A 24,521-nucleotide genomic window follows, 5' to 3' on the forward strand; every position below is an offset into this window, starting at 1 on the left:
CATGCTTATCACCCTGTGTTCTCCTGCTCGAAAAGTGAGCAGAAGCAGTTGAACACCTGGGTCAGTTTTCAGTCGGCAGAACAGCCTCTACTGGGTCAGTTTTCGGTCAGCGGCAACATGACAGTGCGTGGAAACTGTGGCGGCAGCGGCGCGCGCTTTGGTTTTTGGCGCGCCTCTTCTGGAGCCGTAGCCGGGCGGAGTGCCGTCAGCTCAGCGTCGATAGCCTCAAGATCGGTATTAAGCAGGTCGTCGAGCAAGTTGCCTTGCTCAGGGCTGATCTGCTCACTGCGCTTGGCAAACCGGTGCCGTTTGAGGATGGCGATCTCATGGGTCAGCTGCTCGATGATGGTTTCATCGCGGTGAATCTTTCTGCCCATGGTGTCGACCTTCGACATCAACTGCGCAGCGAATGCACGCAGTTGGTCGGGGGTCATTTGGTCGAGGTTGGGCGAGGAAGTCATGCCGTGGATTTTACCAAAGCAGACCGCCTACGGCAGCAGGCTCAGCCGTTAATTACAGCCTTTTAAAGGATCGTGATTGCACCGCCAGCGCCAACGCGCTGCCAAGGCAGGCCAAGTACCAAGGCCTGAAGTTGCTCGGCATCCAGTTCCAGCTCGCTACCTTGTCGAATGCCTGGCCAGTGGAATTTTCCTTGGTTCAACCGCCGTGCCGCCAGCCAAACGCCGATCCCGTCATGCACGAGAACTTTCATGCGGTTGGCGCGGCGATTGGAAAACAGATAAGCGCAGTGCGGCTTCGCCGCACCGAACACTGCAATCACCCTGGCCAGCGCAGTTTCAGTGCCGGCGCGCATATCCATGGGCTCGGTGGCGAGCCAGATGGCGTCGATGCGGATCATTGGGTGAGTCCACGGACAAAACGGGCACAGCCATCAGGATCGGAAGTGGGCCATTTCACGGTGAGCGTTTGTTCGCCAAGCGGCAGTTCTATAGTCGCCGACGCTTCCTCCGGCCGTTTGGGGCTGGCTCTTAAAGGAACAAAAGCTGGCAACACCGATGGTGGCTGGTCTCGGTAAAGCGGCAGCCACTTGCGGATTACGTTGGCGTTGATCCCGTGGCTGATGGCGACGCTGGATAGCGTAGCCCCCGGTTGCAGGCACTCCTGAACAACCTGGGCCTTGAAAGGTTTTGGATAAGAGCTTCGTTGGCGCATGGAAATCCTGACGTTAAGGGCTATGGCGTCCGCTTAAAAATACGCGGACACCATCGCCCTTAATGCTGGAGTTCGGAAGATGACTTGGCCGGACGCTTACCCACGCTTTTCTGAGATTGGACTCGAATCCACTTATGGACGAGGTTCGCGTTGAGGCTGTGGTTCAGCGCGATATTGGCAATCGAGGCGCCGGGCTGGGAGCACTCTTGAATGATTTGGGCTTTGAAGGATTTGGAATAGGAACGGCGCTTTGGCTGCATGAAGGATCCGCTTAAAAGGCTAGAATGGTGTCCACTTAAATTTAGGTGGACACCATGTCCGGGCTTAGCGGAGCCGGCTAGATGACTTTGCCGGACGCATACGCATAGCTAAAGTCGGCTTCCCATCCGTAGGCACCAGGTTGAACTACAGGATCAGCCGTAATCGAGTAAAACTTAGCATTGCTGAAATTCGAGTGACTTGCCTTTTTAACGTCCTGGAACCAGTCATAGTGCACGAGGCTTCCCGGCGCCTGAAGGTAGCTGAAATCAGGGACTTTCTTGCGTTTGAGGACACGCCCAATCCTGCTCAACAGCAATGAGCTGAAATGGAATCCGCTGAAATCGACGCCCCGCTTTTGCGCAGCTGCTGCGAGAGGAATCTGGTCACGGAGGCATTCAACAAGCGCATCAAATTGCAATAAAAATCGGGCCCGTCGAAACACCCCTACATAGGGCTGCCGCCAAAAGCCTTGAGAAACACAATGATCCGCATATCGCGAAATCATTTGATCTCTAGCGACAATTTCTTGGTATGTCAGACCGTACTCTTTGGCAATAATACGCAGGCAGATGGCTCGGTTTACGGGCACCGAGCTGATCAATTGAGCACGAATTGCTCTGCCTAATGCAGAGCGACAGCCACTACGAAGCTCATGATGCAGAACAGCAGCATCTGACTTGAAAGCAGCAAGGGAGGGAGTATCAGGGAATTTCATAGCCTAGCCTCTCACGATCAACGCTAAACCCTAGTATCAGTTGACCATTCAAGGTGGCAGAGAGAGGAAGTTGTAGCGACGGTGCAGAGGCTTTACCTAGCTAGGGCTGAACGCCACCGTCGATGGCGCGAATACATTCTGGAAAAAAACCGAGTCACCGTCAAGCCTGGTATCACGCCCGAAAGAGAATGTGCGACGATTGAAGAATTAAGGAGACGCTGAACAATTCACCCCTTCACACTGAGCTCCATTTCCAAACCGGTTTTTTCAACCTGCCGGTCTTATTCTGCGTTTTCGGGGCCGATTTCAGGCCCTATTTTGCTGATTAGCGGGTAAGTCCCGCCTTTCAGACGAATTTATCCCGCCGCGCGTTGCAAATACCTCTTGGCCAGCATCAGATTGGCCAATCCGAACAGACTGAATAACTGCGCCGTGTTCTTTTCCAATCCACGGTAACGGACTTTGCGATGATTGAAGCGCACTTTAATCACTTGGAACGGATGCTCTACCTTGGCACGCAGTTGCGCCTTGACGTATTCGATCTTGCGCTTGACCCGGAACAACACGCTGTCTTTGCCGTGATGTTTGTAGCTGCTTGGCCGCGCTGCAATCGACCAGATAACGTCCCGTTCAGCATGCTCCGGTCGCTTGGCCGCACCGGTGTATCCAGCATCTCCCGAGACATAGGTTTCGGCACCGTGCAGCAACTTGTCGACCTGGGTGACATCGGCTACGTTGGCCGCCGTCCCCACCAGGCTGTGCACCAGCCCCGACGTGGCGTCGACACCAATGTGGGCCTTCATCCCGAAGTGCCACTGATTGCCTTTTTTTGGCCTGATGCATCTCAGGATCGCGCTTGCCTTCTCGGTTCTTGACCGAGGGCGGCGCGGCGATCAGGGTGGCATCGACGATGGTGCCTTCCTTGAGCAGCAGACCACGACTGGCCAGATGCTGGTTGATAGACGGCTGGCCTTCAGCGCTGGTCTGGCCTCAGACTTATCTATGTAGCAGTAGCAGTAGTAGCAGTAGTAGTAGTAGTAGTAGTAAGTCAGGCTCATCAAGATCTAGATAGGCCGTGTCGGCCAATTCACGGGGGTTCAGGCGAGAGATCGAGTATTTCTCTACCACTATGGCCAATCGCTGCTATACCCAAACTCACCGCTTAAATTGTCACGGAGAGGATGCCATGGAAGGGAGTACGAACGGAATCACTGATTGGACAAGATCAACTACCGCCTCGCTGAAGTTCGGCCTTGCCCTGTCAGCAATTTTGTTGACCTCCGCTTGCGGTTCGCGCCCTGTTCACTTCACTCCCCCAAACCGTGCAGACCCAATTATCGAGGTATCCGAAGTCAAGCTGGATTCCACCGAGAACATCATCGCTGCAATAAAGGATGACAAAACCAAGCGAAACGCAGCTCAGTTCAAATTGCTAGCTCAATCCGATATTTACTGCGGAGATTTCATCTCTTCGATCTATGGCCGAAGAGCAGTCACTAACGTTTGGTACAGCACCATCACCACGGCCACTGCTGCTGCTGCAGCAATCGTAGGTGGCCGCGCAGCCCAGAATCTCGCGGGGACATCGGCAGTGACAAACGAAATGCGCGGCTCGATCAACAACGAAATGTACGGTGGCGAGTTAATCCCGACTGTTGCGAAAGAAATTATCACCATGCGAAAAACTGAGCTCAATCGAATTCTGCAGCAGCACAATAAGGAGATGCAGGACTACAGTGGAGCTGCTGCGATAGCCGATGTGATTGGGTACCACGAACTGTGCTCGATACCCATCGCAATCTCCAACATTCTTGCCCGCGCAAATTCCAGAACCGGAGCGGGAAAGCTTGATCTTAATGCGTCTCTTCAGATGATCGATAAAGCTATAGAGGTAGAAAAAGCCCGCCTGAATGACAAAGCGATCGAACCCAACGCAGGTGAAAAGCTGCGAATTAGAAACAAGATTTCCGAGCTCTCGGACAGGCGCAGCAATCTTATCCAGATTTACGCAGTGCCGGGTTATCAGTCCTCCACTGACGAAGGGCTGAACCCGACAAGTGATGGAGCCACGCAGACACACGTGAACGAGTAAAACCGAGTGGTAACTCCGGCTTTCAGTAAGACCGCATGGGCCTTGGCTAAACAGCTGGCCTGTACCGTAAACGCCTTAATGCCCAGTTGCGCCGCTAAGCGCTCGATCGTTTCGAGCGCTGGCAAAAGTTCGCGGCCTAGCAAGACCAGGCGAAAACCGAGTGAGGCTCTTTTTCACGTTTCAAAAACTAAGCTGCATACGCGCATCGGCAATCAAGACGATGGAAAATTCGAACACAAAATCTTCTCTCACGGCCCGCGAGGTCTACCAAGTGCTGAACCCAACACACCTTGCGTGGTTAAACGGGCGCCCACATATGCGGCAAAGCTGCGTCGGCAGGCGCGGGAGTACGTCATTTGAATAAGCGATCATGGCCGTTAAGTCGTGCCGACTGGATCAAGCTCATGATCAAGGTGATACACGCCTGAGAGTCGCGATGAGCTGTAAACCTGATAAACACAGCACCTGAATGGTGACGATCGAAATCGCTAATCCGATAGCACCAAGGGCACGCTTTGATGTTGTCTCAACTCCTTCCCATCCAGCCCCCCATAAATCTAGCTCAGAGTTAGCTGCTGTACATTGCGAAAATGATGGCCAAATGCTTTCATGTGATTCGTTCGACTGTTCGACGTCCTGCTGGCTTCACCTGCCTCTTTAAGGAATCAGTATGAGCTTTTGGAAAGTTTTAGGCGGCGCAGCCGTTGGGATTGCGACGGTAGTTGCGCTACCTGTCGCGGGCCCAATCGGAGCCATTACCCTTTTGGGAGCAGGTATCGCCGCAGGTGTTGGTGCCGCAGGCGGGGGCGTGGCTGCTTATTTCGATGATTCAGAAGAGCAAGCCACGGCTAAGGCTGAGCTCAAGGCAAAGGCTGAATATGCGAAGAAGTACGAGAATTTAGAGAAGGCTTTTGCCGACCGTGTGAACACCGATGCTCGGTACTTCGATCTCATCCTGGCGATGGGAGCTGTCGGTTTGGCGTGCGCGGCGTGCGACGGCCAGATCTCAACAGTGGAGCGTCGGGAAATCGATGAATTTATAGCAGGAGTTGCCTCCGCAGCCTTACCAGAACGAGTGAAAGCGACGCTGGCTGAAATGGCCAAGAATCCGCCGGATATCAAAACCGCCTATGCACTCGCAATTAAAGCCGCGCCCGACATGATGGATGCATTCGACGACATCATCGAAATCGTATCCAACGCCGATGGCCACATTCATCAAAAAGAGGCTGAGTTCAAATCAGCTTGGGCGCAATTGAGAGCAGCTTGATAAGCGGAGCCAATCGATGAACGACCGTGTAGATAGATTCCGCAATCGGCAAGCTGTGATCGACGCAAAACGACCCTTAACCCTACTGCCGCCCTCCGACCTTGCAGGTGCCTTGACTCAGCACCCGGTCAACGACGAGTACGTAAACGCGTTGCTTGCAGTTAACGCTATTCCAGTTGTCGACGATGTAAGCGCCCAAAAGGTATCCGACCTGCTGCGCGAGATGAAAGGCATCCTCGACAAAGAGCGGCTCGGCAAGTTGGTGTCTGATTCCAAACGAGACATGATCACGTCAATTGCAGGGCCTTTCGGTATCGGAAAATTCGTAAGCGCCTACGACAAGACTGGCGGTGACGTAAGTACGATCCTGAACGCTCGTAAGGACGTGTACGCCACAAAAGCTGCCAAAGACGCTTATGACGACCGGGGCGAATACAACTCCGACGAATACCACAACAAGCACCCGGGTTATAAAGCGGAAGGCGACACGGATGTATATACCGGGGAAAAATTTCAACCCAAAGACATCGACCCGTCATTCAACCCTAGTATTGAGCATTTCATTCCGGCCGTAGAAATTCACAATGATAGAGGGCGAGTACTTGCAGGCCTCGATGGTGCCGATCTCGCTAATGAGGCGACCAACCTAGGGCTCGTGAATCTGCTCATCAACAAGAGCAAAACCGACGATTCGGCAACAAAATTCATCAAGCGACACACCAACCCTAAGGTTGTCGAGATTCGGACGAAAAAGCTCGAGGAGCTTAAAGCCCTCGAGACCCCCTCCGAGCATGACCTCCGGAACATCAAACGACTGGAATTGCTGAACTCAGTGGATCCCCAAAAGGTTTTGGAGAAAGATGTTCGGGCCCGGGAAGCCAATGAAAAAAAGATAAGCGACACGTACTACGGCAGCCGAAAATTCAAGACCGATACCTTCAAGGCCGGCGGTGGATCTGGATTAAAAATGGGATTTCAACAGGCCTTTGGAATGATGCTGGTTGAGTTTCTGGCAGCCGTTTTTGATGAGGTCACCGACTGGTACAAGAACGGCAAAGGCGAAAACGCCATCGCCACCGAGTTAAAAAAGAGGCTTGTCCGCACCGCCAAACGCGTTGGTAGCAAATGGAAAGACGTCCTGCACGGTTTCAAAGACGGTTTTATCGCAGGGTTCCTGTCCAGCATAGTAACCACGCTGATAAATACCTTCCTAACGACTGGTAAGCGTCTCGTCCGAATGCTCCGAGAAGGGCTCATGTCTCTGCTCAAGGCCATTAAGACCTTAATCCTCCCACCTGAGGGTATGACCTTCAAGCAGGCTCTGGATGCTTCGTCCAAGATCGCAGTTGGAGGCACAATCATCTTAGGCGGTATCGTTTTGGAAGAGATCATCGAGAAGCAATTTACGATGGCTCCACTCCTCTTGCCCCTAGCTCATATCGCAGTTCCGATCATAGTTGGTTCGATCACCGCCTTGGTCACTACGTTTGCTATCTATCTGATGGACAAGGCGGACATCTTTGGAGTCAACGCGATTGCCCAGAATGAGCAGATAGGCAAAGAACTGACCAACCGTATAGACGCTTCAGTTGGTCGACTTGAGCTGCTCTTAGCCTAAACGGAAGAGCGGGGCTTGCCGCGTTCATCCCGCCAACCTCGCCCTTGTCTGATAGTCTCGAGGCCCTGGCTGCGTTCTAGGGATGCGAGGCATTGATGATATCTTTTTGGTGTACCCATCTGTACCGGTGCTGGACGCAGTATTATAAAAAAATCCTTCACCGCTACGCGGCAAGCTCGACGTAACTCGACTCCCCACCTCCAGCCGCGCCCGACAACCAACCCCATACGAAGGTCAGAGTAGTACGTCCTGCGTGATCAACGCCTATCGTGCCACGACCATCCGTAGTTAAGCACTGATAAAGAAGCTCAATGGTATCGGAGCCTGTCGCGCGCCCGACTTGATTACCTACGCGGATCCGGCCGCCTTGGTAAGTGCCTGAAATGGCATATTCACATTTTCTTTTACGCAAGCGGAGCTAGCTTTAAGCCTAGCCCCCAAAGGCAGTAGTTTAGGCTGGGTTTTTGGTATTTGTGATCCGATTAAAAGTTGCAACAAAAAAGTTACCCGCTATCCTTTTTCTTTATGCTAAATCGTAACCTTGGCAAAATGTCAAAGGAGGTTACTATGGAATTAAAAATTACTTAAACCGTTGAGAACAGAAGTAAGAAAAAATAGATGATTTCTTAGGCCAAAATTTGAGAGAGCGACATGAGTAAATACAGAGGCAAGCGTCTGATATACGCGGCGCTCACGATGTTTATTCTAACAGGACTGGCAGGGTGTGATAAAGGTGAAGGGAGCCTCACAGCAGAGTGTTACCCGCATGTGACATCGACAGGCAAGGAACAAAAATTGCCGCATCCCAAACGACCATCTGCGTGTTCATTTGGAGTTGTGATGATGTGCAACGCTTGTGTTTACGAGTCAGATGGAACCCTTTCCGGATCGAAGTCTGAAGTTTGCGGCATCTGCATTGGTGGTAGTTTCTAATTATAACTATTTGCTATTAATTGCAGTATTCACATAGCCGATCAGATATCAGTTGGGCTATGTAGATCAGATCAGAATAATTTTTTATGATTGTAATTTGGTAGCTCCCTAACTTAATTCCTTATCCGCTTCCCGCATTTTATTTTTTCGAAGTGGTTAAAGTCCGCCCCAACGGGGGGGCAACGCTCAAATCGAGGAATGAAGTGATAGTTTTAATAGATGTATCAAGTTTGTAACAGTAAAGAGTTTTGAGTGAATTTTTCGAAGATTCACTGTAATTACCCGACGAACGGCGGACTCGTCAGCCTGCTTTAATTACTGAATGCGCTATACCTGACTAAATCCAGTCGCTAACCCGGTCTATTGAATGATCAAGGAGCCAAAATGGAACAGATTGCTGCTATTGTCGGAGCTGTTGTAGCTCTTAGCGTCGCGTCTGAACGTCTAGTTGAAATCATAAAGGGATTCATACCTTTTTTAAATACAGCGAGTGAAAACCCCGAAAGAGAGGCAAGGCGTCGATCGTATCTTCAAATACTTGCTGTTCTATCAGGCGTTGTTACTGCTCTTGTTTCGAAAGATATAGTTCCAACCCTAGTTATACAGCAATCGGGATTTTTGGGGCTTTTTAGTTTTAGGTTTGTTGGCCAGTGGAGGCTCAGGCTTTTGGAACTCTATACTTACTTATATAACCCAAGCGAAAGACATAAAAAAAATAGAGGCAGACAAGGCTAAAGAGAGCACAAAGACAACTCCAAGCGCTGAAACCATAATGGCACGTAGCACTAGATAATACGTGCAAAATCAATTCAAAAAATTAAACACCTATATTGTTCGGGAGAATTAGTATGTCTGGATTACCTTTAGGGATAGTGGAACTAACATCAAATGTCGCCGGCGCTGAATTAAAATTTCCGGTTAGCCTGGTATTGGATGTTAGCTCTAGAGAGGATGCGGTAAACGTATCGGTATCGGCGGTGATCAATATGGCTAGTTTACAAGACAATTTTGATGCGATAGTAAAATCTTTTCCTATGCCAAACGATACGTCAGGATACGGAAACAAATTTATTGCTACAGTAAATGGAGCTTCACTTTCACCATCAGGCGATGGAGCTACGCTCAATGCTGACATTAATGTAGTGGGCTGGCATATTGAGAAAGGCCTGCCGGGAGCAGGCGCAACGGTGCAATATAAAGAGGTGTGTGTAGACATACCGTTTATTGGTAGAAAATGTGTGATGGTTCCGGATGGTGTTGAAATTAAACCTGGAGACGATATCAAGCTGCGTTTGTTTGGCGAAGATGTCGCATGTCGAATTGATTTTTCTCTTGTGACGCCTGATGGGAATTCCCTTGAATTACGCCCAACGAGCGTCGACGTGACACCGCATGGTGATATAGGAAAATTCTTCAATGACGTAGCTGGCATATTCAACACGAATCTTAATGATGTTGTACGCCGAGAAATCTCAGAAATCATAAGTGATGGAACCCTACGCAAAGCTTTGCCATTAGAATTTCAATCCTTCAACCCCAAAATAACAACTGCTCACTTCGCCATTTCCGAAAATGGGAAGTTGCAATCGATAATTATGTTCAATGCACAGATAACAGGTGAGCAATTGACGGAATGGCTTGCTCAATCAATAAATTAGTGAATCGCAGGGTTAACCCCAATAGATCATTCGATGAAATAGCCGGAGTAGTACATATTTCCCACATAGCTAATTTCACCTTTCAACGATTAACAACTATGCATTAGCCACGCCTTGCAATAGTTAAACGTATACGGAAATGCCGGAGAACACCTCAATATGGCTAGTACGTTCTCCGGCCGAAAAAAAATAATTCATCAAGACTGAAATCCGGACTTTTCCATTCAATGAATTTTCAGCGGTAAGTCACATATAAAATATGTGGATTAAGTCGAGTACAACCACCATATAGGGGGATGATCTGTGTTGCGTCCAACAATTCTTATCAGCTAAAAAAGGTGCGTGCTATGAAACATAATTTCGGCGTAACAGCGCTTTTTGTGAGCACCATCATTTCTTTTACAATTTCCGCAGAGTCACTGGTGACAACTGGTTCTCCGTTACCTTCTCAAGGGCCGGAGGAACCAACGGAGCCTCCAGGAATTGTATGGCGACCTTCCTCAGTCCAACGTCCAGAGGATTTTCGACTTCAGCTAGAAGGTCAACGCCGATCCATCGAGCAACTCCGTGCGGCAGATCCGTCGGGCAACCTCAGCCCCTATTATCAGCAAATTAAAAATTATAAAGGGGGAATTAGGCAATACAGAGATATATCTTCCCAGTAGATTGCCCACAGGGCTGTTGGAAAAAATATGAAAATTACGGATTTTTTGCATGCTCTATATGGAATGTTTGCACCAGTAACATTAATGTCTTTTGTATTAATCTCAGCCATATTAGGAATAATGTTTTTATCGAAGTATAAGTTTCAACTAGGCCAAGTGTCTTTTTTGGTTGCTTTCAGCTTGCTCGGAAGTGTAGCAGGCCTTATTACTGGGGTTAGCCAAGAGTCTATCGTGGGAGCGTTACTAACCGGGTTGCTCGGGCTTATGACCACATTATTGACTTATATGTTGGGCAAAGAATCGCTGATCGAGTGGCGAACCGTTATTCCAATGGCCTTGATTCTATTGATGCTTTCTGCGCTGGGAGGCTTGAGCATAGGAGCGGCTTATAAAAAAGAGCGCAGCAGCTATGAGCGTAAATATTCACAATGGCTGCTGCGTTATGAAAATGTTGATCTCGAGCTTTGCAAGGCGGAGCGGCTTTCCGTGATGAATGGTGGTCAGTTGCCAATAGGTTACGTTCCAACCATTCGTCATTGAACATATAATTATTTTTGTGCATTTCGGTATCGGCCAGGATAGAAACTGAGAAGTTCTCAAAAACGGCTTCTTAGACCATTGACTTTAAAGCGCTGATCAACTCATATCCATTCACCGAAGACAGAACTTGCGTAGCCTCTTGCTCGCAATTGTAATGCGTGATCCTTATGCTCTCTGTCATATTGCATCACAGCCGCGATCGTTAGATATATTACTAATCAAAATTTCGCTGAACTTCTCTGTAAAGCACGCTAGAAAAGCCGAGGTGAAAGTGGCAGCGGCAGCCCCTGAATTCTGACTAATAGCGCCAATACTACCAGCGACTGAAAACGCTGCCAATGCTCAATTTTTTAACAGCGTCCAGAGCCTCATCACGCATGTTGTGAGTCCGCCACTGCCCAGGCGTACAGTCGTTGTTCGAATACCACAAGCTCAGGCGTTTTAAACACCAGGGATACCGGTCAGAGACCAAGTAACATTGGAGCAAGGAAGTATATTCATCCAGCCTAACTCGATTGAATATTGTTCCATGACTTTCCCCTCTGTGAGTAAGAGCGCCGAGTTGAAGAGCTGCATTGTCAAATCCTGCATTCGACCTAAAACACACGTTACAAGGTAATATCTACAAATCCTTGAGGAGAATCTAGACTAGAAATGATGATGGTGCCAAAGCACATAAATCGAGACATTGCTCGAAGCGAGGCAAAGCTAAAGAACACTCCCTATCACAAGGATGCACGCTTGTAGAATGCAACGAAGTCTGGTCACATCTGCTTCAACTTTAACACTAGCCCATTTGAGATTAACTATAATAATTGAAAAGGCAAATCCACAATTCCACTTTTGATGCCAAATCCGCAATGGACGTTCCATGATTCAAAGAACCCTATGCTTTCCATTGCTTCTGATTAGTGAACCGAACTTGAACGTTCTCCCACCGAAATCCGTATCTTAAACATACAAGTTCGATTCGCATTGCTTCTGTTCCTAAACTATAAGTTTAAAACTCTTGAACGCATTTCAATTTCCAAACCAATCATTAAAGCTCGATCGCGGTATACCAACAACAAACTGTGATCCTGAGCCAGCAGTCTCACCTTTTTCTCCATGCCCACCGTCAGAACCTTTAGTTCCTTCGTCTCCGCCTCTGCCGGCAGAATTGCAAAAACTTGCTAACTGACCTTCGGGGCCTCCTAGGCCACCCTCTCCACCAAAACCTCCTTCACCACCTTCGCCCCCAACGCCACCCTCGACAACAACATTGACTGATTGCGTAAATATTTGAAGATTGTCGGGATCAGCGCAAATTGTTACAGTACCTCCCTTTCCACCTGCCCCCCCCTTACCTCCCTTTCCCCCTATTCCTCCTGACCCACCACGTCCTCCATAACCGGGCCCTGCTTCACAAGAAGGCAACCACACTGTACCTAAGAACGTGTCTTGGCGTGACTGGCGTGCCGCGCTGCCTTGTTCTCCAGCCCCCCCATCTCCTCCTTTCTGCCCTCTACCTCCCGTCCCACCAGTCGCCCCCTTCAAATTAATTTCAAGATTTCCTGTTCCGCTAAGGGTTTGGACAAATAAAGTAATATCTGGTGCATTCTGCCCTTTGATGCCTTCAACGCCTTCTAAACCATTAGTGCCGCCAATTCCATTGGCACCTTCTCCTTGACCTTTTGAACCTGTTGCCGCCTGTCCCCTCTCAACTTGGTCAGGAATAGGTAAATATTGACACGTGATGGTACCGACACCATCCTCAACAACAATTGTGTCAGCGACGATGAAAAGCTCAGAGCGCTTAGTCATAGCGTTTGCTGAAAATATTAGTCTAGCCCCTTTTTTGAACAATAACTCCTTTGCACCGAAGAACCATGAGTCAATAATGACATCACCATCTATCACCCTTTTAGGGCTCAGACTTCGCGCCACCCTTACACGTGGCGCAACATCGCCTACAACTTCTTCCTTACCATCTAAAGTACCATTTGACCAAGTCATAAATACTCCGATTGCTTTTGCGCTAAGTAATGGCTAACGTCCTAAAAGCCTAGCCATGAATATGCAGTCCCATAGAGAAGACTGCTGCCATGCATACAGCCCATTCTCACCTACATTACTACTACGCTCCCACTGCCATTGAAATAATGGTCGTATCAAATTTTCAGTATTTGCTGGGCAACGAGCCTTTACTTCCCTTTCAACTTTCTCACCTGCTCCGATTGCCAAATAGCTAAAAAAAGCGTTACCAGGATTCTCTTCCATGAGTTTCGTCTCCGCCTGATGCAATACTATAGAGCTCCTTCCTATTTTTCTAAGGGCATAAATCCCTACTCCAACTAAATGCTGAGAGTAACCGGGCTTGTTAACATACGAATCTATTAATTTCCCAGCTTCTTCCAAACCAGAAAAAGTACCAAGAAGTCCTCTTAACCTTCCATCAGGAAGGACACCAAGCCCAGCCGAATCCTGGAGGTAATTAACTGTTGCGCTCAGATTTGCATAGTCTAACGGTCTGATAGTGCAATCAGCAGAGTTACAGAATCTAGGTAACCCTTCAACAATGCACACCCCATTACTAACCATGAGACAGGGAGTATTATCATTTATCCAAAGCAGCCATTTTTTTGCTCGAACAACATCTTTAGTTTGTATAAGATAGAGCTGGATCCCTAATGCCATATCAGGTGATGAATCCGCATTACCCCTATCGTTTTTTCCGAGAAATCGAATTCTTGGTGATCTATGCCACAGTCCAGTTATCGGATCCTGAGCCTCAGCAACTCCCACACATCCTCGACTATCACCAGCTGCGCATAGAAGACCATTGAAAAGAGTCATATCACCATCATCACATGGTTGAGATGGATCCCCTGTTTGTTTACTTGGAAAATCAACACCATTTGAAGAACAAGTAAGAGCCGCAGATTCCCAAATAGGCAGGAGTCTATCAAGTTCAGTCGAGCTTGATACTTCTGAAAAAAACAGAAAGAAACAAATAATAAAATATAATGCGGCCCTCATCGCGACTCCTTCCACAGATCAACCACCACTTAAAAAATTGACCACGGTACAAAAACGATACAACAAAACAAATGATTTTTTTCATGATCTGGTTGTGCTGCTTTACGCTTCATCAAAATAAAAATTTAGCACGGAGACGCGCGATTAGGTTGAACGCATACACACTAAACTATTTTTAAGCGATAATTTTTTACTTTGATTTAGCAACCAAATCACTTTACACCATTAAAAGTCACCTTCAGCATTATTTCCTACCAAAATCAACCAATTCAAAACCACACTAAAATAATTTTGAACGGCTCAGCTTGCACAAGTACGCATGGATTATTACTGAATCTTCAGATTCTTTTTTTGCGAATAACAGATACTATCTATCGCGGCATATTTATTATCCACAGACCACTGATAATCAGGGATGGCCATATCATTAAATATTAACTTAAGTTTTCCAGAGCAGCCACCATAGCTTCCATTTCTGACTTGCACTTCAATAACATTTTCGCCTTTCCTGAGCTCCGGCAAAATATCCAAGGTGGGCGGAGTTTCTCCGAAACTTATTTCCGCTATTTGTTTTTCATTGACTCGGACAATCATCGAATCATCTACATTTGAAATTTGAGCGTCTACTTTTTTTAAGCTGTTAAACTTCCCGTCCCACGATTTCGGAAGCAGGCCATCATCTATATACAAATATGAGCCTAGGATAAACACAATCAGAAACGCAGCTATTCCCCCTCCAGCACTGAATCCAACAGTGAGTTTTTCCGGAAGAAATGGTATTTTACCGTTCGCCGCAGCATTACCCCCTATGAAAGCACTTGCGAATGCCAGACCAAATGCAATGATGGTTATTACTATAAATCTACTGCCCGCAGGGACTGTCAGTGAGAAGACCGACATTATCACAAGCGCCATCAAGAAAAATAGTGTGATACAACCGATGAATACACCTAAAATTAACACCCAGTTCTTTTCGAAAAAGGAGTCTTTATTTTGGACACTATATCGGGGCGGGGGCGTCATGGCGATTCCTTCTATAAAGATGACTAGGATGAGCCCTTTGCCTTCAGCATATTAGATACTAGAAAGTCATCCAGATTTTTTTATGATAATTTGGAATTAATAATAGATTTTAGCGACCTTACGTCCACTTTTTAGATCAAAGCAGTATTGAGATCGTTTAATAGTGTTCGTAGGCGGGTAGCCGTGCGGGCTGGAATGTTCCACTCAGGAACAGTTCTATTAGCCGCCTTGAAACGGGGTGCTTGCTTAAGGGTAAGCTTGGGTATCGCGGTTGAGGGGACAAGACCATGCAAACTCAGGAAGAATTTCAATTGGAGCAGGCTCCGGCCGAGGCACTGAGGAGGAAACAGTGCGAGCAATGGCTGGCAGAGAACAGCGAAGCCGTAGATGCCTACAACGAACACGCGGAAGCCCACGGCGTTTTCAGCGACGACGTACGGAGCTTCTGATGCCTCAGCGAGTTTTGAGGCTCCCCAGACAACGACCGTGGCCGCGACTTTGTGGTCGGACATTCACTTCAAAACCATCGAGCTCAACAAGGGCCTCAAAACCCTCGGTTTCGACAGCGCGGTTGATCGGGTCATAGCTGTGGGAGATCTAATTGGTCGCGGGTCTGGCGTGCGGGACAGTCTTAAGCTGCTCGGGCAGCCAAGGCACTGGAATTGTGAGTGGACACGGGGCTGTCAGTCGTCTCCCCAAGGGTCGAATTTGTCCCCGTACTTGGCGTGCAGGGCGCGATTGCGGTCAATCCGCCAGATCCATGGATCGTAATCGTTGGGCAAGGTGGCGAGCTTGGCGCTAATGATCATTTGCACCGTTTCGTCGCGCAACAACCGGCTCGTCATCTCGCGGTATTCGCCGAGCGTAACCAAACCATAACGGGTGTGATTTTCTTTGACGTAGAAGTCAGTCATACCCACCCGCATATGGCCGTATTCCGCCACGTCGTCGGGGTAAATGTCCTCAAGGCTGAGGTGTCCCATATCGAGTTCCAGACCAAAGAATGTACTTGCTGAAGAGCACTGTTTGTACGCTCCAAGCGATGTTCGAGGACGCTATTGATAGGCGTGCGCCATCAATGAAATCGCCCCTTCGCGCCAGCGCCTACAAAAGCCAGCCAGCAACAGGCGATATAGTGTGCGCATGATAGCCTCCGCTCAGATATCACCGTCGTGAGAGCCTGCCTTGAGCACACCCAACGTACCTAACGATTTCGAAACACTGATCAGCGCTCCAAAATTTTCAGACGACCCTAGCGGACGCCTTCAAAAGAAGCGGTGGCAGCTCATCGCTGGCGACATCTACAAAAGCACTTCCATTGAAGCCTTGCTCGAAGCTAGGGGCAAAGCTGAGGGCTACATCCATGGGTTGGTAGATGCCGGGCATCTGTCGTCGAGAGACACCGACCGAGATTATCTAGTCCTGAGCATTGTCCAGCGGCGACGTGAGTTTCTACAGAAATTGCTAGATCACTACGGATACTAAACACAGCCTACTTACTGAAGATGGCTGAGATCTGATTGCATGCAGTATCAGCCTGCAGTGATCTCACAATCGCCCCATTGAAGCGTTGCTAAATTTCCCTCCTCAGCAACGCTCACCTGTCTGAAGCAACTCACGAAAACTTTTCCGTCCTACACCTCGTATGAAACTTCCGAGGACGTAGTTGCCACTCTGAGTTTCAAGAAGCCAGAAACGTCCCTCCTTCCATACCTTCTGAATTTTCCCTGTCCGAAGAAGGCCGCCATCTGCTGGGCGATAAGCGTCACCTTGCTCAACATGACCGAATGACACGCCATGGCACGTGTCATTTGCGATGAAGGCATCGCTGATGAACGCAGTGACCGGTACCGAATATTTTCGAATGCTCGCTCGCCCGAGGCGGCACAGCTGAAAGTCGGTGAACTCTTTGCTATGAAATTCGACTTCGATGATTTCAGGCATTCAACAAAGGCTCCAAATGACTCCAAAATGAATTGTCGGCAAACATCGCTTACCCGACCGACATCGAAAAAGCAGCCCCCACGGTCGCTTCTTTTCGCTGGCCTGGGCCCCAGAGGAGGTAGACGGTGTTCTTGGTTTCAAACAAACAGCCGTAAAGGAAAGACACTCCGAAGTTGCTCCGCACCCACATGCTCGGTTGGAAGCGACCCTTGCTGTCTTGGACTACCTCGTGGGCGTACAAAGTCGCAGGTAGCAGTCCGAGACCTTTCAGTTTCTCAACCTCATCAGATGTCACAATGAGGTCGATCAGAATCCATTGCCGCACCACACAAAAAGCCTTACCAGGGAAGACTGTTTCTGCAAAAAAGATCAGGTCATCTTGAGTACCGTGCCAGCCGGGTGTTTCTTCTCCTGCCCCGTAGAAAAGTTGAGAGATTTCATCCAAGGTCACCATAGCGGTATCTCAAGTTGGTTTAGGTTGAGGAACGCTTGTATAGGTCTGCCCCGCCATGGTTACGAATTCATAGATTGGTAGTTCTTTGTCAGAGCTTTGCAATCTGATTTCGGCAAGCGGCTCCATTAGACGTTCACTTTGTCGGTTCATCCACGTTGGGGAGTTGAGATATACCATGGTTACAGCAAGAAATTCGGAATCTCCCGAGTTGCAAATAGCTTGAACAGATGCTGCGTCGCAGACGAGGCGTGTGCTTGGCCCCATAGTCCCATCGAAGAACCCCACACCTTCTATCAAGAAAAAATATTGGTTGTGACTAAGATCTACTGACTTCCACAGCAAGAGGTTTTCATCCGGCATTTTAAATCTCCCTTGCAGCTGACTCTCGTTTGTTCTGAACACAACACAGTTCCTGGCTGACGATTTATTTATTTAGCGTTCATCTGAATTCAGATAGTAAGTATTAGATCACTTACAAAACCGGTCTCTTCAAAAGGATAGCCCCTCGGATTGGACGCATAGCGAATGCCTTCTATGGTTTTGTCGTAGCCGACATGCGTTTGTCCATGCAACCAAATGTCTATATTGCATCCTGCAAACTCCCGCCAATCATTGACATAAGCTGCAGCCAAATGCCCCATTTCATATTTGATCCCAGGCGCGCACTCCGGTAAGGGCGCATGATGCGTTACGACAACCGTCTTTCCTTGATAATTGGTGGACAAACTCGAAAGCAACCATTGTTTCGAAAATTGCGACTTTTGCTGGAGGTCTATTGGCCTTATCCGGTGGTAATGATCTCCTGCTCTGATTTGTTTGTAGTCATTCATGGAGTTCTGAGCGGCAAGCATTGCAGTGGTGACGTTGTCTGTTGAGTAAAAGTCAGTCCAGCCTGTTGTGCCAAGAAACCTTACGCCATCAATCACTACTTCATCGTTCTCTAAAACGTGAACATGAGGCAGCGCCTTCTCACGCATTTTTTCCAACGTTCGTTTTAGGTGGCCATTGTAGAACTCGTGATTTCCAGCAACGTAGATCACCGGGCAGCGGAAGTTTTTGTTTGCCCATTCCACCCCCCTGGCTAGTAGATCGATATCCCCTGCCAGCACGACCACATCCGCATCATTCGTAGCAGGTGAAAAATCTCGGAACTCGAGGTGGAGGTCTGATTGCAAGTGAATTCTCATACCCTCACCTCCTTGGTAACAGTGTCAATATATGGCTAATGTTTTAAGGGAGCCGGAAAATAGACGAGCGTGAACCGTGCAAAAATCGAATATTCGCATCTCTAAGCGCTTTAAATTTCATACAGCCAATATATACGGTCGATGAAATCGAAGCAACATGGCTTTATCCCTTCCTTTTGGGGACGCAAGATGTCAATGAGGCGCGCATTCGCTGTCACGCTGCGAGCTTTGCGCAAAGCAAAGGGCATGAGCCAGGATGAATTCTCGGAAGCAATGGGTCGTCATTACACTAGCTGGCTTGAGAACGGAAATTCGAGCGTTACGCTTGATAAGCTCGTTGCCATTGCTGCAGTTCTGAAAATTGAACCACTTGTGATGATCGCTTTGTGCGAATCCATTCGGAAGGGGCAGTCCGTTCAGGAGACGATGAAAGGCGCTCTGGCCGCAACTACCCTTCTCAACCAAAACGGGTTACTCGAAGCATTCCAGAAGGAAGTTGATCGAGCTCAGACCACAGAAGGCCTTTCAAATGAATCGCGTCAAAAATTGACTGAAGAAAAGATCGAAGCCCTTCTACACACAGGTATGGATCAAAAAAATATTGCTAAAAATCTTGAGCTCAGTCCGGCTACTGTTTCCCGATACTGTAAAAAGATAAGAGAAAAGCAGTAATCCGTTTCTACCTCAGACGTACCGTCCGTCCGTCCGTTTCTTTTTGGTAGCAATCGCACACAACGTGAGAGCGAGCCTTGTCCGTTGGACAGGGACAACAAATCTCGTCGCAGCGACTGAACAGGCAAAGGAAAGGACGTTGAAGGTGGGAACGATACGATATTTGTCAATGTTGACAGCAGAATTAGACGTGAAACGTGATCACAGACGTTCCTAACCTACTGATTTACGATCCTTTTGGCCTGAACCTCTCTTGAAGTCAACAAAGGGTCACATTCGATATCGTTATGAATGGCGATCGCAGCAACTTCAGTTTCGGCTGGTTGCCGGTGCAGTCGGGCCAATATGGCTCGTGCCTGACCCAGGTCGACTTCAAGGCGAAGAAGGTCATGCCCCGCCCATCCATACGCGGCATGATCGCCCGAACATATTTCTACATGAGCAAGCAGTACGGTCTGCGCCTGTCGAAACAGGATCGACAGCTCTACGAAGCCTGGAACAAAACCTATCCGGTAGAGGCTTGGGAACGTCAGCGTAACCAGAGCGTGGCGTGCGTCATGGGCCGCGGCAACGTGTTTGTCGGCCCGGTCGACATGAAAGCCTGCGGTTAAGCGCTCGCTGAAAACACAAAGGCCTCGGGTTTAACACCCGAGGCCTTTGTTCGTTTCTACCCGCCCGCTTTGTTGCAACGCCAGTAGCCCATCAGGTTGAGTGACTCCTTGGCAATGCCGCATTCCTTGATCAAGTATTTGCGCAGACTCATCACCGCAACCGTTTCCCCGGCGATCCAGCCGTAGAAGCCACCACGGGCAGCCTCGGACGTTTCCCAGAGCATGTCTTCGTCGACATCGACTTCCGCCAGTTCCACCGTTTCGAATGCTTTAGCAGATGACGGCAGAATGGCCCGACAGACCGCGTCGACCATCAGCGAACCCACTCCGGTCGCGGTGGCGCGATCTCGAATCAGCCACTCCACCGAAAGCCCGGGCCAGTCAGGAACCGGCAAAGCATCGTCCACACTGTCTACTTCAAAAAACGCCTGGGTTATCGGTGGTACGGCAAGCGCTGCCAGCTCATCCAGAATGCCGAGCGCCGCGGGTAAAGCCGTGGCATCGGCGACCAGTAACAGTTGCTTGAGCTGTTGAGGCGGCTTCCACTCGAAACCTCCCGCGTCTTGCGCCGAAAACTGGCGATCAGGTGCGACGATCTGGATCGACTCACCCGCTGCTGCATGGATTGCCCAACGGGATGCAGGGCCGGTTTCGCCATGCAACACGAAGTCGATGTCCACTTCGCCTTGCTCGGCACGCAAATGCCGGATGGTGTAAGTACGCATCGCCGGGCGCTGGGCAACCGGCATCGCGCGGTAACGTGCGTACCAGCCATCGCCATGAGAGAGCTTGGCAGACGAACCGTCCACAGCCGGAAAGAATAGCTTCACGCGCTGATCCGGTGCCCAGGTCGCCATTTCGGTAACCATCGGACCGGCCAGAGTGACGCGCATCAAATGAGGACTCAGCGCCTTTTTGCGCCGCAGGACTGCGTCGAATATTTTGTAAGGGGTGGCGGAGGCCATGGGGGAACTCCTACTGGGAATCGACAGTGACTACATCTAGAAACGAGTCAATGTGGATCCCCTTTAAGGCGTTCCGTCGAAAGCTCCCTGAAAAAGACCGTTACTGGGTCACTGGATGGTCGACAACCAACAATTCGATGTTCTGTTTTTTCGCCCGGGTGAGCGCCGCGCGCACTTCTGTCTGTTTGGCCTCGGCCTCGGCTTTCGAACTGAATGGCCCGAGCAGAATCCGGGTTTTTCCATTTCCCTTGACGATATTGGAAACGAAACTGTGCTCAATCAACCAGCCGCTCAAATCGCTGACCGCCTGAGGCGTTTCGCCTCGAACTTCGAGATCCCATTGTGGTGCGGATACCACCGAGGCTGTAGTCGCAGCTGTCGGCTGCGGCTTTTGCGCCTCAACACTCTTGCCCTCACCGCATCCCGCCAGCGCCAGTACCGCGATTACCAAGACCATTTTGCGCACAACGCGTCCCTCAGAATGCTTAAAGCGGCGATTTTAGCATCCATGATTACTTCCCGAGTGCCGCAAAATGGGCTCAAAACAACGAGAATGATGGTTGCGGCCTCTGTATAGTTACGCCTTGGGAATTAATGCAGCATCTGCGCGTCAGAAAGAGGCACCCAAACCGTGAGACTTCGCACTAATCTATACATACCACCGACCTCTGCACTGTCCGAATCAGGTGCCCTACAAAGCAATCAAGGAGAAGACCATGCTGATACTCACCCGCAAAGTCGGTGAAAGCATAAATATTGGTGATGACATTACGATCACCATTCTGGGCGTTAGCGGCCAGCAAGTCAGAATTGGCATCAATGCCCCGAAAGACGTTGCGGTTCATCGCGAAGAAATCTATCAGCGCATTCAGGCTGGCCTCACCGCTCCAGACAAACCGCAGACTCCCTGAATCCTGTTGCAGTCAGTAGCCAGCCCGTTCGTTACAGCGCAATGGCTGGCTAAAGATTCATGCTCGGCATTTTGCTGAGCACTCGCCTCCTCCCCCATTACGTGAAGCCGATGCTACCGGCTTCGGCCACGCCGTGGCTGTCAGATTATTCGCTTTAACCCCGACGAATCACGCCGTTATTAGCCGAAGGTCACACCGCGCGCCATGCCGGTGGCCGCAATCACCATCAACATCAACAACAGCGCTTCGATATGGCTGATGCGTGCAAACAGCCTGGCTCGGCCCTGGTCAATCGAAGCGCCCCTGCCCAAGGCGATCCGCCACTTGATCAAGGTGATCATTGGTGCCACTTCAAGCAGCAGAATGATCACGAACAGCGTCATCTTCAGATGGAACAACGGCTGATGAAGGTAATAGTCGGTGCCTTTTTCGTACCCACCGAAGGCCCGCATCAAACCTGTGACCAGCAAAATACCCGCACAGATGCCCCATACGTTATCGGCAACCAGCACACTGCGAACCTGCGCCGTACCGACGGCCAGGCGGCTTAACGCCGTCCCTCGGGTGAGCACCGCCCAGAGGCCCAAGGCAACAGCCAAGAGGTGGATCGCCGCAAGAAACCAGTGAGACAGCATAGGAACGCTCCTGACAGGGGTAAGGAAATGGGCTTGTCAGTAGTAGTCCAAAATCTGGAAATCTGCCTGCTGGCCGCGACATGACTGGCGAACAGCCACCTATCTCCCTATCATGCCGCCCACTGGCCCTTGCGTAAGGAGCCAGAGGATAAACATTCAAAAGGGAATAGACGTGAAAGAGTTCGTAATTGGCGTAAACAACGTAGTTCTGTACGTCGCACTGGCCATTATCTGGATCGCCGCAGTGGTCATGATCTTCGTTCAGGGCTTCTGGTCCGGGGCTGGCGTTTTCATTACCGGCACCCTGACGTGGTGCATCATCTCCGGCTTCTGGTTTGTACAGTCGGCGACTTATGAAGAACTGAAGAAGTTGAACGCCAGGTAAGATTGGTTTTAGTTGGTTGGACCTGCCACGCAGGTCCGACGTTGTTGAGATGAACCACGCCAGTAGTGATTCATGCTCTTCATGCAACATTTGTAACGAGGGGGCAATCCCCTCGTTACAGTGCCCGGCGACTACCCGGGATTGTGGTTATCCCGCACGCGATTGACCGCCAACTCACCCATCATGATCACCTGTTGCAGCACCAGCATCGTCTTGCGCTGTGGGCCTTCCTGGCCACATCCCAAAATTGACTGACGCACTTAAACCTCCCATCGAGAAAGTGTTCAACATCCCCCGGAAACCTTATCGACAACGCTACAGCGCAGAATGTCAAAGATTCGGTTAACCGCCTTAAACATGCCTCACCACTGCTCACTGATGCGCTCAGCAAGGGCACGTTGAAGATTGTGGGGGGGCGTCTATCGCCTCGCTAGCGGCAAAGTAGACTTGATTGCCTGACTTAGTAGCGCTGCACCGATGCCGAGATCCAGATGTGAAGAGCCCAGCGCGATGGCTGGGCTCTGGTTATTTTCTGTTTTCCATCATCTTGTCGGCGAGAGCTTTGGCCCTTTCAATCAACAGGTTCTGCCTGTCTTCATGAGTAGCCCCTCCTACGACCGGTGCCGTCAAATTGCTTTCCGCAATCAACGCAGCGCAGAAGTATTGATCCCAAACAGCTCTGTCCACAGATACCTGCTTGTTCATTTGGTCGGCGATCATATGCGGCTCCTTTTGATGAGGTAGCACCGCTATCTTACGCCTGAATCACTGGCAATCCGTGCCGCTGAAGCTAATCGGCAAACCGGGTGATCATTGACCGGCCCGAGGGGAGCCTGTCACCGCCGTCTCTCGCTAGCCGATGGCCAGCGCATACAGTCGTCTCTATCGTCACGATCACGATCACGACCGTGATTGCGTTCATACCCCTGATCATTGTCACGACGATCATATCTGCGGTCATACCCTCGATCATCGTCATAACCTCGGTCGTATCCACGACGGTAATCATGACCTCGATCACGATCTCGACCGTACCTTTCTCCGTCGTCCCAGTGAGGCCCGCAGCCTCCCAACAGGAGAGAGCCCGAAATGGCCATGAACATTATTACTGCACGCTTCATTTGAACGTCCTGAATGCAAAGGTCAGCGATATGACAGTGAGGCCGCTCAATGATTCAGTGGTCAGATACAGCGAAGTCCAGAAGGCCGTAGCGCAAAAAATGGTGGACATAGGCGAGGAGATGCCAGGGCCGATGACCCCGGCTAGCACTGCCAAGCTGAGGGGGAAGCTTGACGCGGAGTGCAAGCCGCTAATGAAGGCTGCGTGGTGCGAAGTCTATGAAGATCCAACTGCTTGTGAGGCGTAATACCTTGGCGGTATCAATATAGGCATCCATTATCGAGTTCGGCCCAGAGTCGGGCTTTTCGTATCCGCCCTGTCACGCCTTCGTCACACCCACCCTGCACAATGCAACCAGCCAAAAGGATTTGGCCCCATCTACAGAGAGCCCGGCCAAGTGCCGGGTTTTTTCGTTCCAGCGACATCCTTTTCACGAAGCACTCACAGAACGCAGCGCAGATTGAGCAGACAAAAGGATTTGACCCCATACAGAGAGCCCGCCATGCGCGGGCTTTTTGTTGTCAGCCATTCCAGCTGCAAAGCTCCCCACTCCCTCGAATGGTTTACATGAAGGTGAAAGCCGATTTGAGGTGGTTCGTTTTTCCAAATTGTTTCCAACGTTTTTCCAAACGCCGCCCAACAAAAAAGGGCCCACCTTTCGGTGAGCCCTT

Annotated in this window: 28 protein-coding genes and 5 pseudogenes; 12 read left to right on the top strand and 21 right to left on the bottom strand. The window is 49.8% G+C overall.

What is annotated here, in order from left to right; all coding sequences use genetic code 11:
- Positions 1 to 116 precede the first annotated feature (116 nt).
- The 6 genes and pseudogenes from E3W21_RS17640 to E3W21_RS17665 all read right to left on the bottom strand — a co-directional run.
- Positions 117 to 461 (bottom strand): annotated as a pseudogene (locus E3W21_RS17640) (transposase); the annotation flags it as partial.
- 62 nt (positions 462 to 523) lie between these two features.
- Positions 524 to 859 carry an IS66 family insertion sequence element accessory protein TnpB gene (tnpB, locus tag E3W21_RS31800; protein ID WP_134421271.1) on the bottom strand — a complete coding sequence of 112 codons (336 nt, stop codon included), beginning with the start codon at positions 857 to 859 and terminating at the stop codon, positions 524 to 526.
- Positions 856 to 1,173, bottom strand: a complete 318-nt coding sequence (locus tag E3W21_RS17650; RefSeq protein WP_134421272.1) for a transposase — start codon at positions 1,171 to 1,173, stop codon at positions 856 to 858. Before E3W21_RS17650 ends, tnpB begins: the two co-directional genes overlap by 4 nt.
- A gap of 59 nt (positions 1,174 to 1,232) precedes the next feature.
- Positions 1,233 to 1,433, bottom strand: a complete 201-nt coding sequence (locus E3W21_RS17655; RefSeq protein WP_134421273.1) for a transposase — start codon at positions 1,431 to 1,433, stop codon at positions 1,233 to 1,235.
- Between the two features lie 77 nt (positions 1,434 to 1,510).
- Positions 1,511 to 2,149 carry a hypothetical protein gene (locus E3W21_RS17660; protein WP_134421274.1) on the bottom strand — a complete coding sequence of 213 codons (639 nt, stop codon included), beginning with the start codon at positions 2,147 to 2,149 and terminating at the stop codon, positions 1,511 to 1,513.
- Between the two features lie 356 nt (positions 2,150 to 2,505).
- Positions 2,506 to 3,112: pseudogene (locus E3W21_RS17665) on the bottom strand (IS5 family transposase); the annotation flags it as partial.
- Between the two features lie 223 nt (positions 3,113 to 3,335).
- Between E3W21_RS17665 and E3W21_RS17670 the strand changes: the two are divergent.
- The 3 genes from E3W21_RS17670 to E3W21_RS17680 all read left to right on the top strand — a co-directional run bounded on the left by E3W21_RS17670 (position 3,336) and on the right by E3W21_RS17680 (position 7,129).
- The gene (locus tag E3W21_RS17670; RefSeq protein ID WP_134421275.1) at positions 3,336 to 4,241 is read left to right on the top strand and encodes a hypothetical protein; all 906 of its coding nucleotides are present in this window, start codon (positions 3,336 to 3,338) and stop codon (positions 4,239 to 4,241) included.
- A 670-nt stretch (positions 4,242 to 4,911) separates the two neighbouring features.
- Positions 4,912 to 5,511: a hypothetical protein gene (locus tag E3W21_RS17675; RefSeq protein WP_134421276.1), complete on the top strand. Its 600-nt coding sequence runs from the start codon at positions 4,912 to 4,914 to the stop codon at positions 5,509 to 5,511.
- A 16-nt stretch (positions 5,512 to 5,527) separates the two neighbouring features.
- Positions 5,528 to 7,129, top strand: a complete 1,602-nt coding sequence (locus E3W21_RS17680; RefSeq protein ID WP_134421277.1) for a lactate permease — start codon at positions 5,528 to 5,530, stop codon at positions 7,127 to 7,129.
- 163 nt (positions 7,130 to 7,292) lie between these two features.
- Here E3W21_RS17680 and E3W21_RS31805 read toward each other — a convergent pair.
- Positions 7,293 to 7,523, bottom strand: a pseudogene (locus tag E3W21_RS31805) (hypothetical protein); the annotation flags it as partial.
- A 923-nt stretch (positions 7,524 to 8,446) separates the two neighbouring features.
- On the opposite strand from E3W21_RS31805, the gene E3W21_RS17690 reads away from it, so the two are divergent.
- The 3 genes from E3W21_RS17690 (at position 8,447) to E3W21_RS17700 (ending at position 10,925) form a co-directional block, all read left to right on the top strand.
- Positions 8,447 to 8,797, top strand: coding sequence for a hypothetical protein (locus tag E3W21_RS17690; RefSeq protein ID WP_134421278.1), 351 nt, complete (start codon positions 8,447 to 8,449; stop codon positions 8,795 to 8,797).
- Positions 8,798 to 8,910: 113 nt separating this feature from the next.
- Positions 8,911 to 9,720, top strand: a complete 810-nt coding sequence (locus tag E3W21_RS17695; protein WP_134421279.1) for a hypothetical protein — start codon at positions 8,911 to 8,913, stop codon at positions 9,718 to 9,720.
- A 692-nt stretch (positions 9,721 to 10,412) separates the two neighbouring features.
- Positions 10,413 to 10,925 carry a hypothetical protein gene (locus E3W21_RS17700; protein WP_134421280.1) on the top strand — a complete coding sequence of 171 codons (513 nt, stop codon included), beginning with the start codon at positions 10,413 to 10,415 and terminating at the stop codon, positions 10,923 to 10,925.
- Between the two features lie 1,020 nt (positions 10,926 to 11,945).
- Here the strand turns inward: E3W21_RS17700 and E3W21_RS32140 are convergent.
- The 3 genes from E3W21_RS32140 to E3W21_RS17715 form a co-directional block, all read right to left on the bottom strand.
- A complete protein-coding gene (locus tag E3W21_RS32140) occupies positions 11,946 to 12,920 on the bottom strand; it encodes a hypothetical protein (RefSeq protein WP_134421281.1) in 975 nt (324 codons plus the stop codon).
- A gap of 33 nt (positions 12,921 to 12,953) precedes the next feature.
- Complete coding sequence (locus E3W21_RS17710; RefSeq protein WP_134421282.1) at positions 12,954 to 13,943, bottom strand: hypothetical protein; 990 nt, start codon at positions 13,941 to 13,943, stop codon at positions 12,954 to 12,956.
- 327 nt (positions 13,944 to 14,270) lie between these two features.
- Positions 14,271 to 14,966 (bottom strand): hypothetical protein, encoded by a 696-nt coding sequence (locus tag E3W21_RS17715; RefSeq protein ID WP_134421283.1) that lies wholly within the window; start codon positions 14,964 to 14,966, stop codon positions 14,271 to 14,273.
- 287 nt (positions 14,967 to 15,253) lie between these two features.
- Here E3W21_RS17715 and E3W21_RS17720 point away from each other — a divergent pair, with 287 nt between their 5' ends.
- The gene (locus tag E3W21_RS17720; protein WP_134421284.1) at positions 15,254 to 15,415 is read left to right on the top strand and encodes a type II toxin-antitoxin system CcdA family antitoxin; all 162 of its coding nucleotides are present in this window, start codon (positions 15,254 to 15,256) and stop codon (positions 15,413 to 15,415) included.
- A gap of 234 nt (positions 15,416 to 15,649) precedes the next feature.
- Here the strand turns inward: E3W21_RS17720 and E3W21_RS17730 are convergent, their stop codons facing one another.
- The 5 genes from E3W21_RS17730 to E3W21_RS17755 form a co-directional block, all read right to left on the bottom strand.
- The gene (locus E3W21_RS17730) at positions 15,650 to 15,949 is read right to left on the bottom strand and encodes a hypothetical protein (protein ID WP_134421285.1); all 300 of its coding nucleotides are present in this window, start codon (positions 15,947 to 15,949) and stop codon (positions 15,650 to 15,652) included.
- A 604-nt stretch (positions 15,950 to 16,553) separates the two neighbouring features.
- Positions 16,554 to 16,910 (bottom strand): hypothetical protein, encoded by a 357-nt coding sequence (locus E3W21_RS17740; protein ID WP_134421287.1) that lies wholly within the window; start codon positions 16,908 to 16,910, stop codon positions 16,554 to 16,556.
- Positions 16,911 to 16,959: 49 nt separating this feature from the next.
- A complete protein-coding gene (locus tag E3W21_RS17745; RefSeq protein ID WP_134421288.1) occupies positions 16,960 to 17,364 on the bottom strand; it encodes a hypothetical protein in 405 nt (134 codons plus the stop codon).
- 9 nt (positions 17,365 to 17,373) lie between these two features.
- Complete coding sequence (locus tag E3W21_RS17750; protein ID WP_134421289.1) at positions 17,374 to 17,724, bottom strand: hypothetical protein; 351 nt, start codon at positions 17,722 to 17,724, stop codon at positions 17,374 to 17,376.
- A gap of 89 nt (positions 17,725 to 17,813) precedes the next feature.
- On the bottom strand, positions 17,814 to 18,551 hold the full coding sequence (locus E3W21_RS17755; RefSeq protein ID WP_134421290.1) for a metallophosphoesterase: 738 nt from the start codon (positions 18,549 to 18,551) through the stop codon (positions 17,814 to 17,816).
- A gap of 195 nt (positions 18,552 to 18,746) precedes the next feature.
- Between E3W21_RS17755 and E3W21_RS17760 the strand changes: the two genes are divergently transcribed.
- Both E3W21_RS17760 and E3W21_RS17765 read left to right on the top strand, forming a co-directional pair.
- The gene (locus tag E3W21_RS17760; protein WP_256661578.1) at positions 18,747 to 19,223 is read left to right on the top strand and encodes a helix-turn-helix transcriptional regulator; all 477 of its coding nucleotides are present in this window, start codon (positions 18,747 to 18,749) and stop codon (positions 19,221 to 19,223) included.
- A 287-nt stretch (positions 19,224 to 19,510) separates the two neighbouring features.
- Positions 19,511 to 19,834, top strand: a pseudogene (locus tag E3W21_RS17765) (endonuclease); the annotation flags it as partial.
- A gap of 56 nt (positions 19,835 to 19,890) precedes the next feature.
- On the opposite strand, the gene E3W21_RS17770 reads toward E3W21_RS17765, so the two are convergent.
- Positions 19,891 to 20,799 carry a siderophore-interacting protein gene (locus tag E3W21_RS17770; RefSeq protein ID WP_134421292.1) on the bottom strand — a complete coding sequence of 303 codons (909 nt, stop codon included), beginning with the start codon at positions 20,797 to 20,799 and terminating at the stop codon, positions 19,891 to 19,893.
- 100 nt (positions 20,800 to 20,899) lie between these two features.
- Positions 20,900 to 21,265 (bottom strand): SPOR domain-containing protein, encoded by a 366-nt coding sequence (locus E3W21_RS17775; RefSeq protein WP_134421293.1) that lies wholly within the window; start codon positions 21,263 to 21,265, stop codon positions 20,900 to 20,902.
- A 250-nt stretch (positions 21,266 to 21,515) separates the two neighbouring features.
- Between E3W21_RS17775 and csrA the strand changes: the two genes are divergently transcribed.
- Positions 21,516 to 21,710 (top strand): carbon storage regulator CsrA, encoded by a 195-nt coding sequence (gene csrA, locus E3W21_RS17780; protein WP_007938114.1) that lies wholly within the window; start codon positions 21,516 to 21,518, stop codon positions 21,708 to 21,710.
- Between the two features lie 179 nt (positions 21,711 to 21,889).
- Here csrA and E3W21_RS17785 read toward each other — a convergent pair whose 3' ends face one another.
- Complete coding sequence (locus E3W21_RS17785; protein ID WP_134421294.1) at positions 21,890 to 22,345, bottom strand: DUF2214 family protein; 456 nt, start codon at positions 22,343 to 22,345, stop codon at positions 21,890 to 21,892.
- 172 nt (positions 22,346 to 22,517) lie between these two features.
- Between E3W21_RS17785 and E3W21_RS17790 the strand changes: the two genes are divergently transcribed.
- On the top strand, positions 22,518 to 22,730 hold the full coding sequence (locus tag E3W21_RS17790; protein ID WP_134421295.1) for a hypothetical protein: 213 nt from the start codon (positions 22,518 to 22,520) through the stop codon (positions 22,728 to 22,730).
- Positions 22,731 to 22,861: 131 nt separating this feature from the next.
- Here the strand turns inward: E3W21_RS17790 and E3W21_RS31815 are convergent, their stop codons facing one another.
- Positions 22,862 to 22,990 (bottom strand): hypothetical protein, encoded by a 129-nt coding sequence (locus E3W21_RS31815; protein WP_256661580.1) that lies wholly within the window; start codon positions 22,988 to 22,990, stop codon positions 22,862 to 22,864.
- Between E3W21_RS31815 and E3W21_RS31820 the strand changes: the two are divergent.
- Positions 22,960 to 23,189 (top strand): annotated as a pseudogene (locus tag E3W21_RS31820) (carbonic anhydrase); the annotation flags it as partial. The gene E3W21_RS31815 and the pseudogene E3W21_RS31820 overlap by 31 nt on opposite strands.
- A gap of 66 nt (positions 23,190 to 23,255) precedes the next feature.
- Here E3W21_RS31820 and E3W21_RS17800 read toward each other — a convergent pair.
- Both E3W21_RS17800 and E3W21_RS32385 read right to left on the bottom strand, forming a co-directional pair.
- Entirely contained in the window at positions 23,256 to 23,450 is a 195-nt protein-coding gene (locus tag E3W21_RS17800; protein ID WP_129443068.1) for a hypothetical protein, read from the bottom strand.
- Between the two features lie 116 nt (positions 23,451 to 23,566).
- Entirely contained in the window at positions 23,567 to 23,851 is a 285-nt protein-coding gene (locus tag E3W21_RS32385; protein WP_134421296.1) for a hypothetical protein, read from the bottom strand.
- Positions 23,852 to 24,521 lie beyond the last annotated feature (670 nt).

It is taken from the genome of Pseudomonas sp. F01002, assembly GCF_004402115.1.
Classification (GTDB): domain Bacteria; phylum Pseudomonadota; class Gammaproteobacteria; order Pseudomonadales; family Pseudomonadaceae; genus Aquipseudomonas; species Aquipseudomonas frigoris.

What these genes read in the sequence shown, in the direction of transcription:
- tnpB (WP_134421271.1), bottom strand. Translation starts at nt 859, where the DNA reads ATGATCCGCATCGACGCCATCTGGCTCGCCACCGAGCCCATGGATATG.
- E3W21_RS17650 (WP_134421272.1), bottom strand. Translation starts at nt 1,173, where the DNA reads ATGCGCCAACGAAGCTCTTATCCAAAACCTTTCAAGGCCCAGGTTGTT.
- E3W21_RS17655 (WP_134421273.1), bottom strand. Translation starts at nt 1,433, where the DNA reads ATGCAGCCAAAGCGCCGTTCCTATTCCAAATCCTTCAAAGCCCAAATC.
- E3W21_RS17660 (WP_134421274.1), bottom strand. Translation starts at nt 2,149, where the DNA reads ATGAAATTCCCTGATACTCCCTCCCTTGCTGCTTTCAAGTCAGATGCT.
- E3W21_RS17670 (WP_134421275.1), top strand. Translation starts at nt 3,336, where the DNA reads ATGGAAGGGAGTACGAACGGAATCACTGATTGGACAAGATCAACTACC.
- E3W21_RS17675 (WP_134421276.1), top strand. Translation starts at nt 4,912, where the DNA reads ATGAGCTTTTGGAAAGTTTTAGGCGGCGCAGCCGTTGGGATTGCGACG.
- E3W21_RS17680 (WP_134421277.1), top strand. Translation starts at nt 5,528, where the DNA reads ATGAACGACCGTGTAGATAGATTCCGCAATCGGCAAGCTGTGATCGAC.
- E3W21_RS17690 (WP_134421278.1), top strand. Translation starts at nt 8,447, where the DNA reads ATGGAACAGATTGCTGCTATTGTCGGAGCTGTTGTAGCTCTTAGCGTC.
- E3W21_RS17695 (WP_134421279.1), top strand. Translation starts at nt 8,911, where the DNA reads ATGTCTGGATTACCTTTAGGGATAGTGGAACTAACATCAAATGTCGCC.
- E3W21_RS17700 (WP_134421280.1), top strand. Translation starts at nt 10,413, where the DNA reads ATGAAAATTACGGATTTTTTGCATGCTCTATATGGAATGTTTGCACCA.
- E3W21_RS32140 (WP_134421281.1), bottom strand. Translation starts at nt 12,920, where the DNA reads ATGACTTGGTCAAATGGTACTTTAGATGGTAAGGAAGAAGTTGTAGGC.
- E3W21_RS17710 (WP_134421282.1), bottom strand. Translation starts at nt 13,943, where the DNA reads ATGAGGGCCGCATTATATTTTATTATTTGTTTCTTTCTGTTTTTTTCA.
- E3W21_RS17715 (WP_134421283.1), bottom strand. Translation starts at nt 14,966, where the DNA reads ATGACGCCCCCGCCCCGATATAGTGTCCAAAATAAAGACTCCTTTTTC.
- E3W21_RS17720 (WP_134421284.1), top strand. Translation starts at nt 15,254, where the DNA reads ATGCAAACTCAGGAAGAATTTCAATTGGAGCAGGCTCCGGCCGAGGCA.
- E3W21_RS17730 (WP_134421285.1), bottom strand. Translation starts at nt 15,949, where the DNA reads ATGGGACACCTCAGCCTTGAGGACATTTACCCCGACGACGTGGCGGAA.
- E3W21_RS17740 (WP_134421287.1), bottom strand. Translation starts at nt 16,910, where the DNA reads ATGCCTGAAATCATCGAAGTCGAATTTCATAGCAAAGAGTTCACCGAC.
- E3W21_RS17745 (WP_134421288.1), bottom strand. Translation starts at nt 17,364, where the DNA reads ATGGTGACCTTGGATGAAATCTCTCAACTTTTCTACGGGGCAGGAGAA.
- E3W21_RS17750 (WP_134421289.1), bottom strand. Translation starts at nt 17,724, where the DNA reads ATGCCGGATGAAAACCTCTTGCTGTGGAAGTCAGTAGATCTTAGTCAC.
- E3W21_RS17755 (WP_134421290.1), bottom strand. Translation starts at nt 18,551, where the DNA reads ATGAGAATTCACTTGCAATCAGACCTCCACCTCGAGTTCCGAGATTTT.
- E3W21_RS17760 (WP_256661578.1), top strand. Translation starts at nt 18,747, where the DNA reads ATGAGGCGCGCATTCGCTGTCACGCTGCGAGCTTTGCGCAAAGCAAAG.
- E3W21_RS17770 (WP_134421292.1), bottom strand. Translation starts at nt 20,799, where the DNA reads ATGGCCTCCGCCACCCCTTACAAAATATTCGACGCAGTCCTGCGGCGC.
- csrA (WP_007938114.1), top strand. Translation starts at nt 21,516, where the DNA reads ATGCTGATACTCACCCGCAAAGTCGGTGAAAGCATAAATATTGGTGAT.
- E3W21_RS17785 (WP_134421294.1), bottom strand. Translation starts at nt 22,345, where the DNA reads ATGCTGTCTCACTGGTTTCTTGCGGCGATCCACCTCTTGGCTGTTGCC.
- E3W21_RS17800 (WP_129443068.1), bottom strand. Translation starts at nt 23,450, where the DNA reads ATGATCGCCGACCAAATGAACAAGCAGGTATCTGTGGACAGAGCTGTT.
- E3W21_RS32385 (WP_134421296.1), bottom strand. Translation starts at nt 23,851, where the DNA reads ATGAAGCGTGCAGTAATAATGTTCATGGCCATTTCGGGCTCTCTCCTG.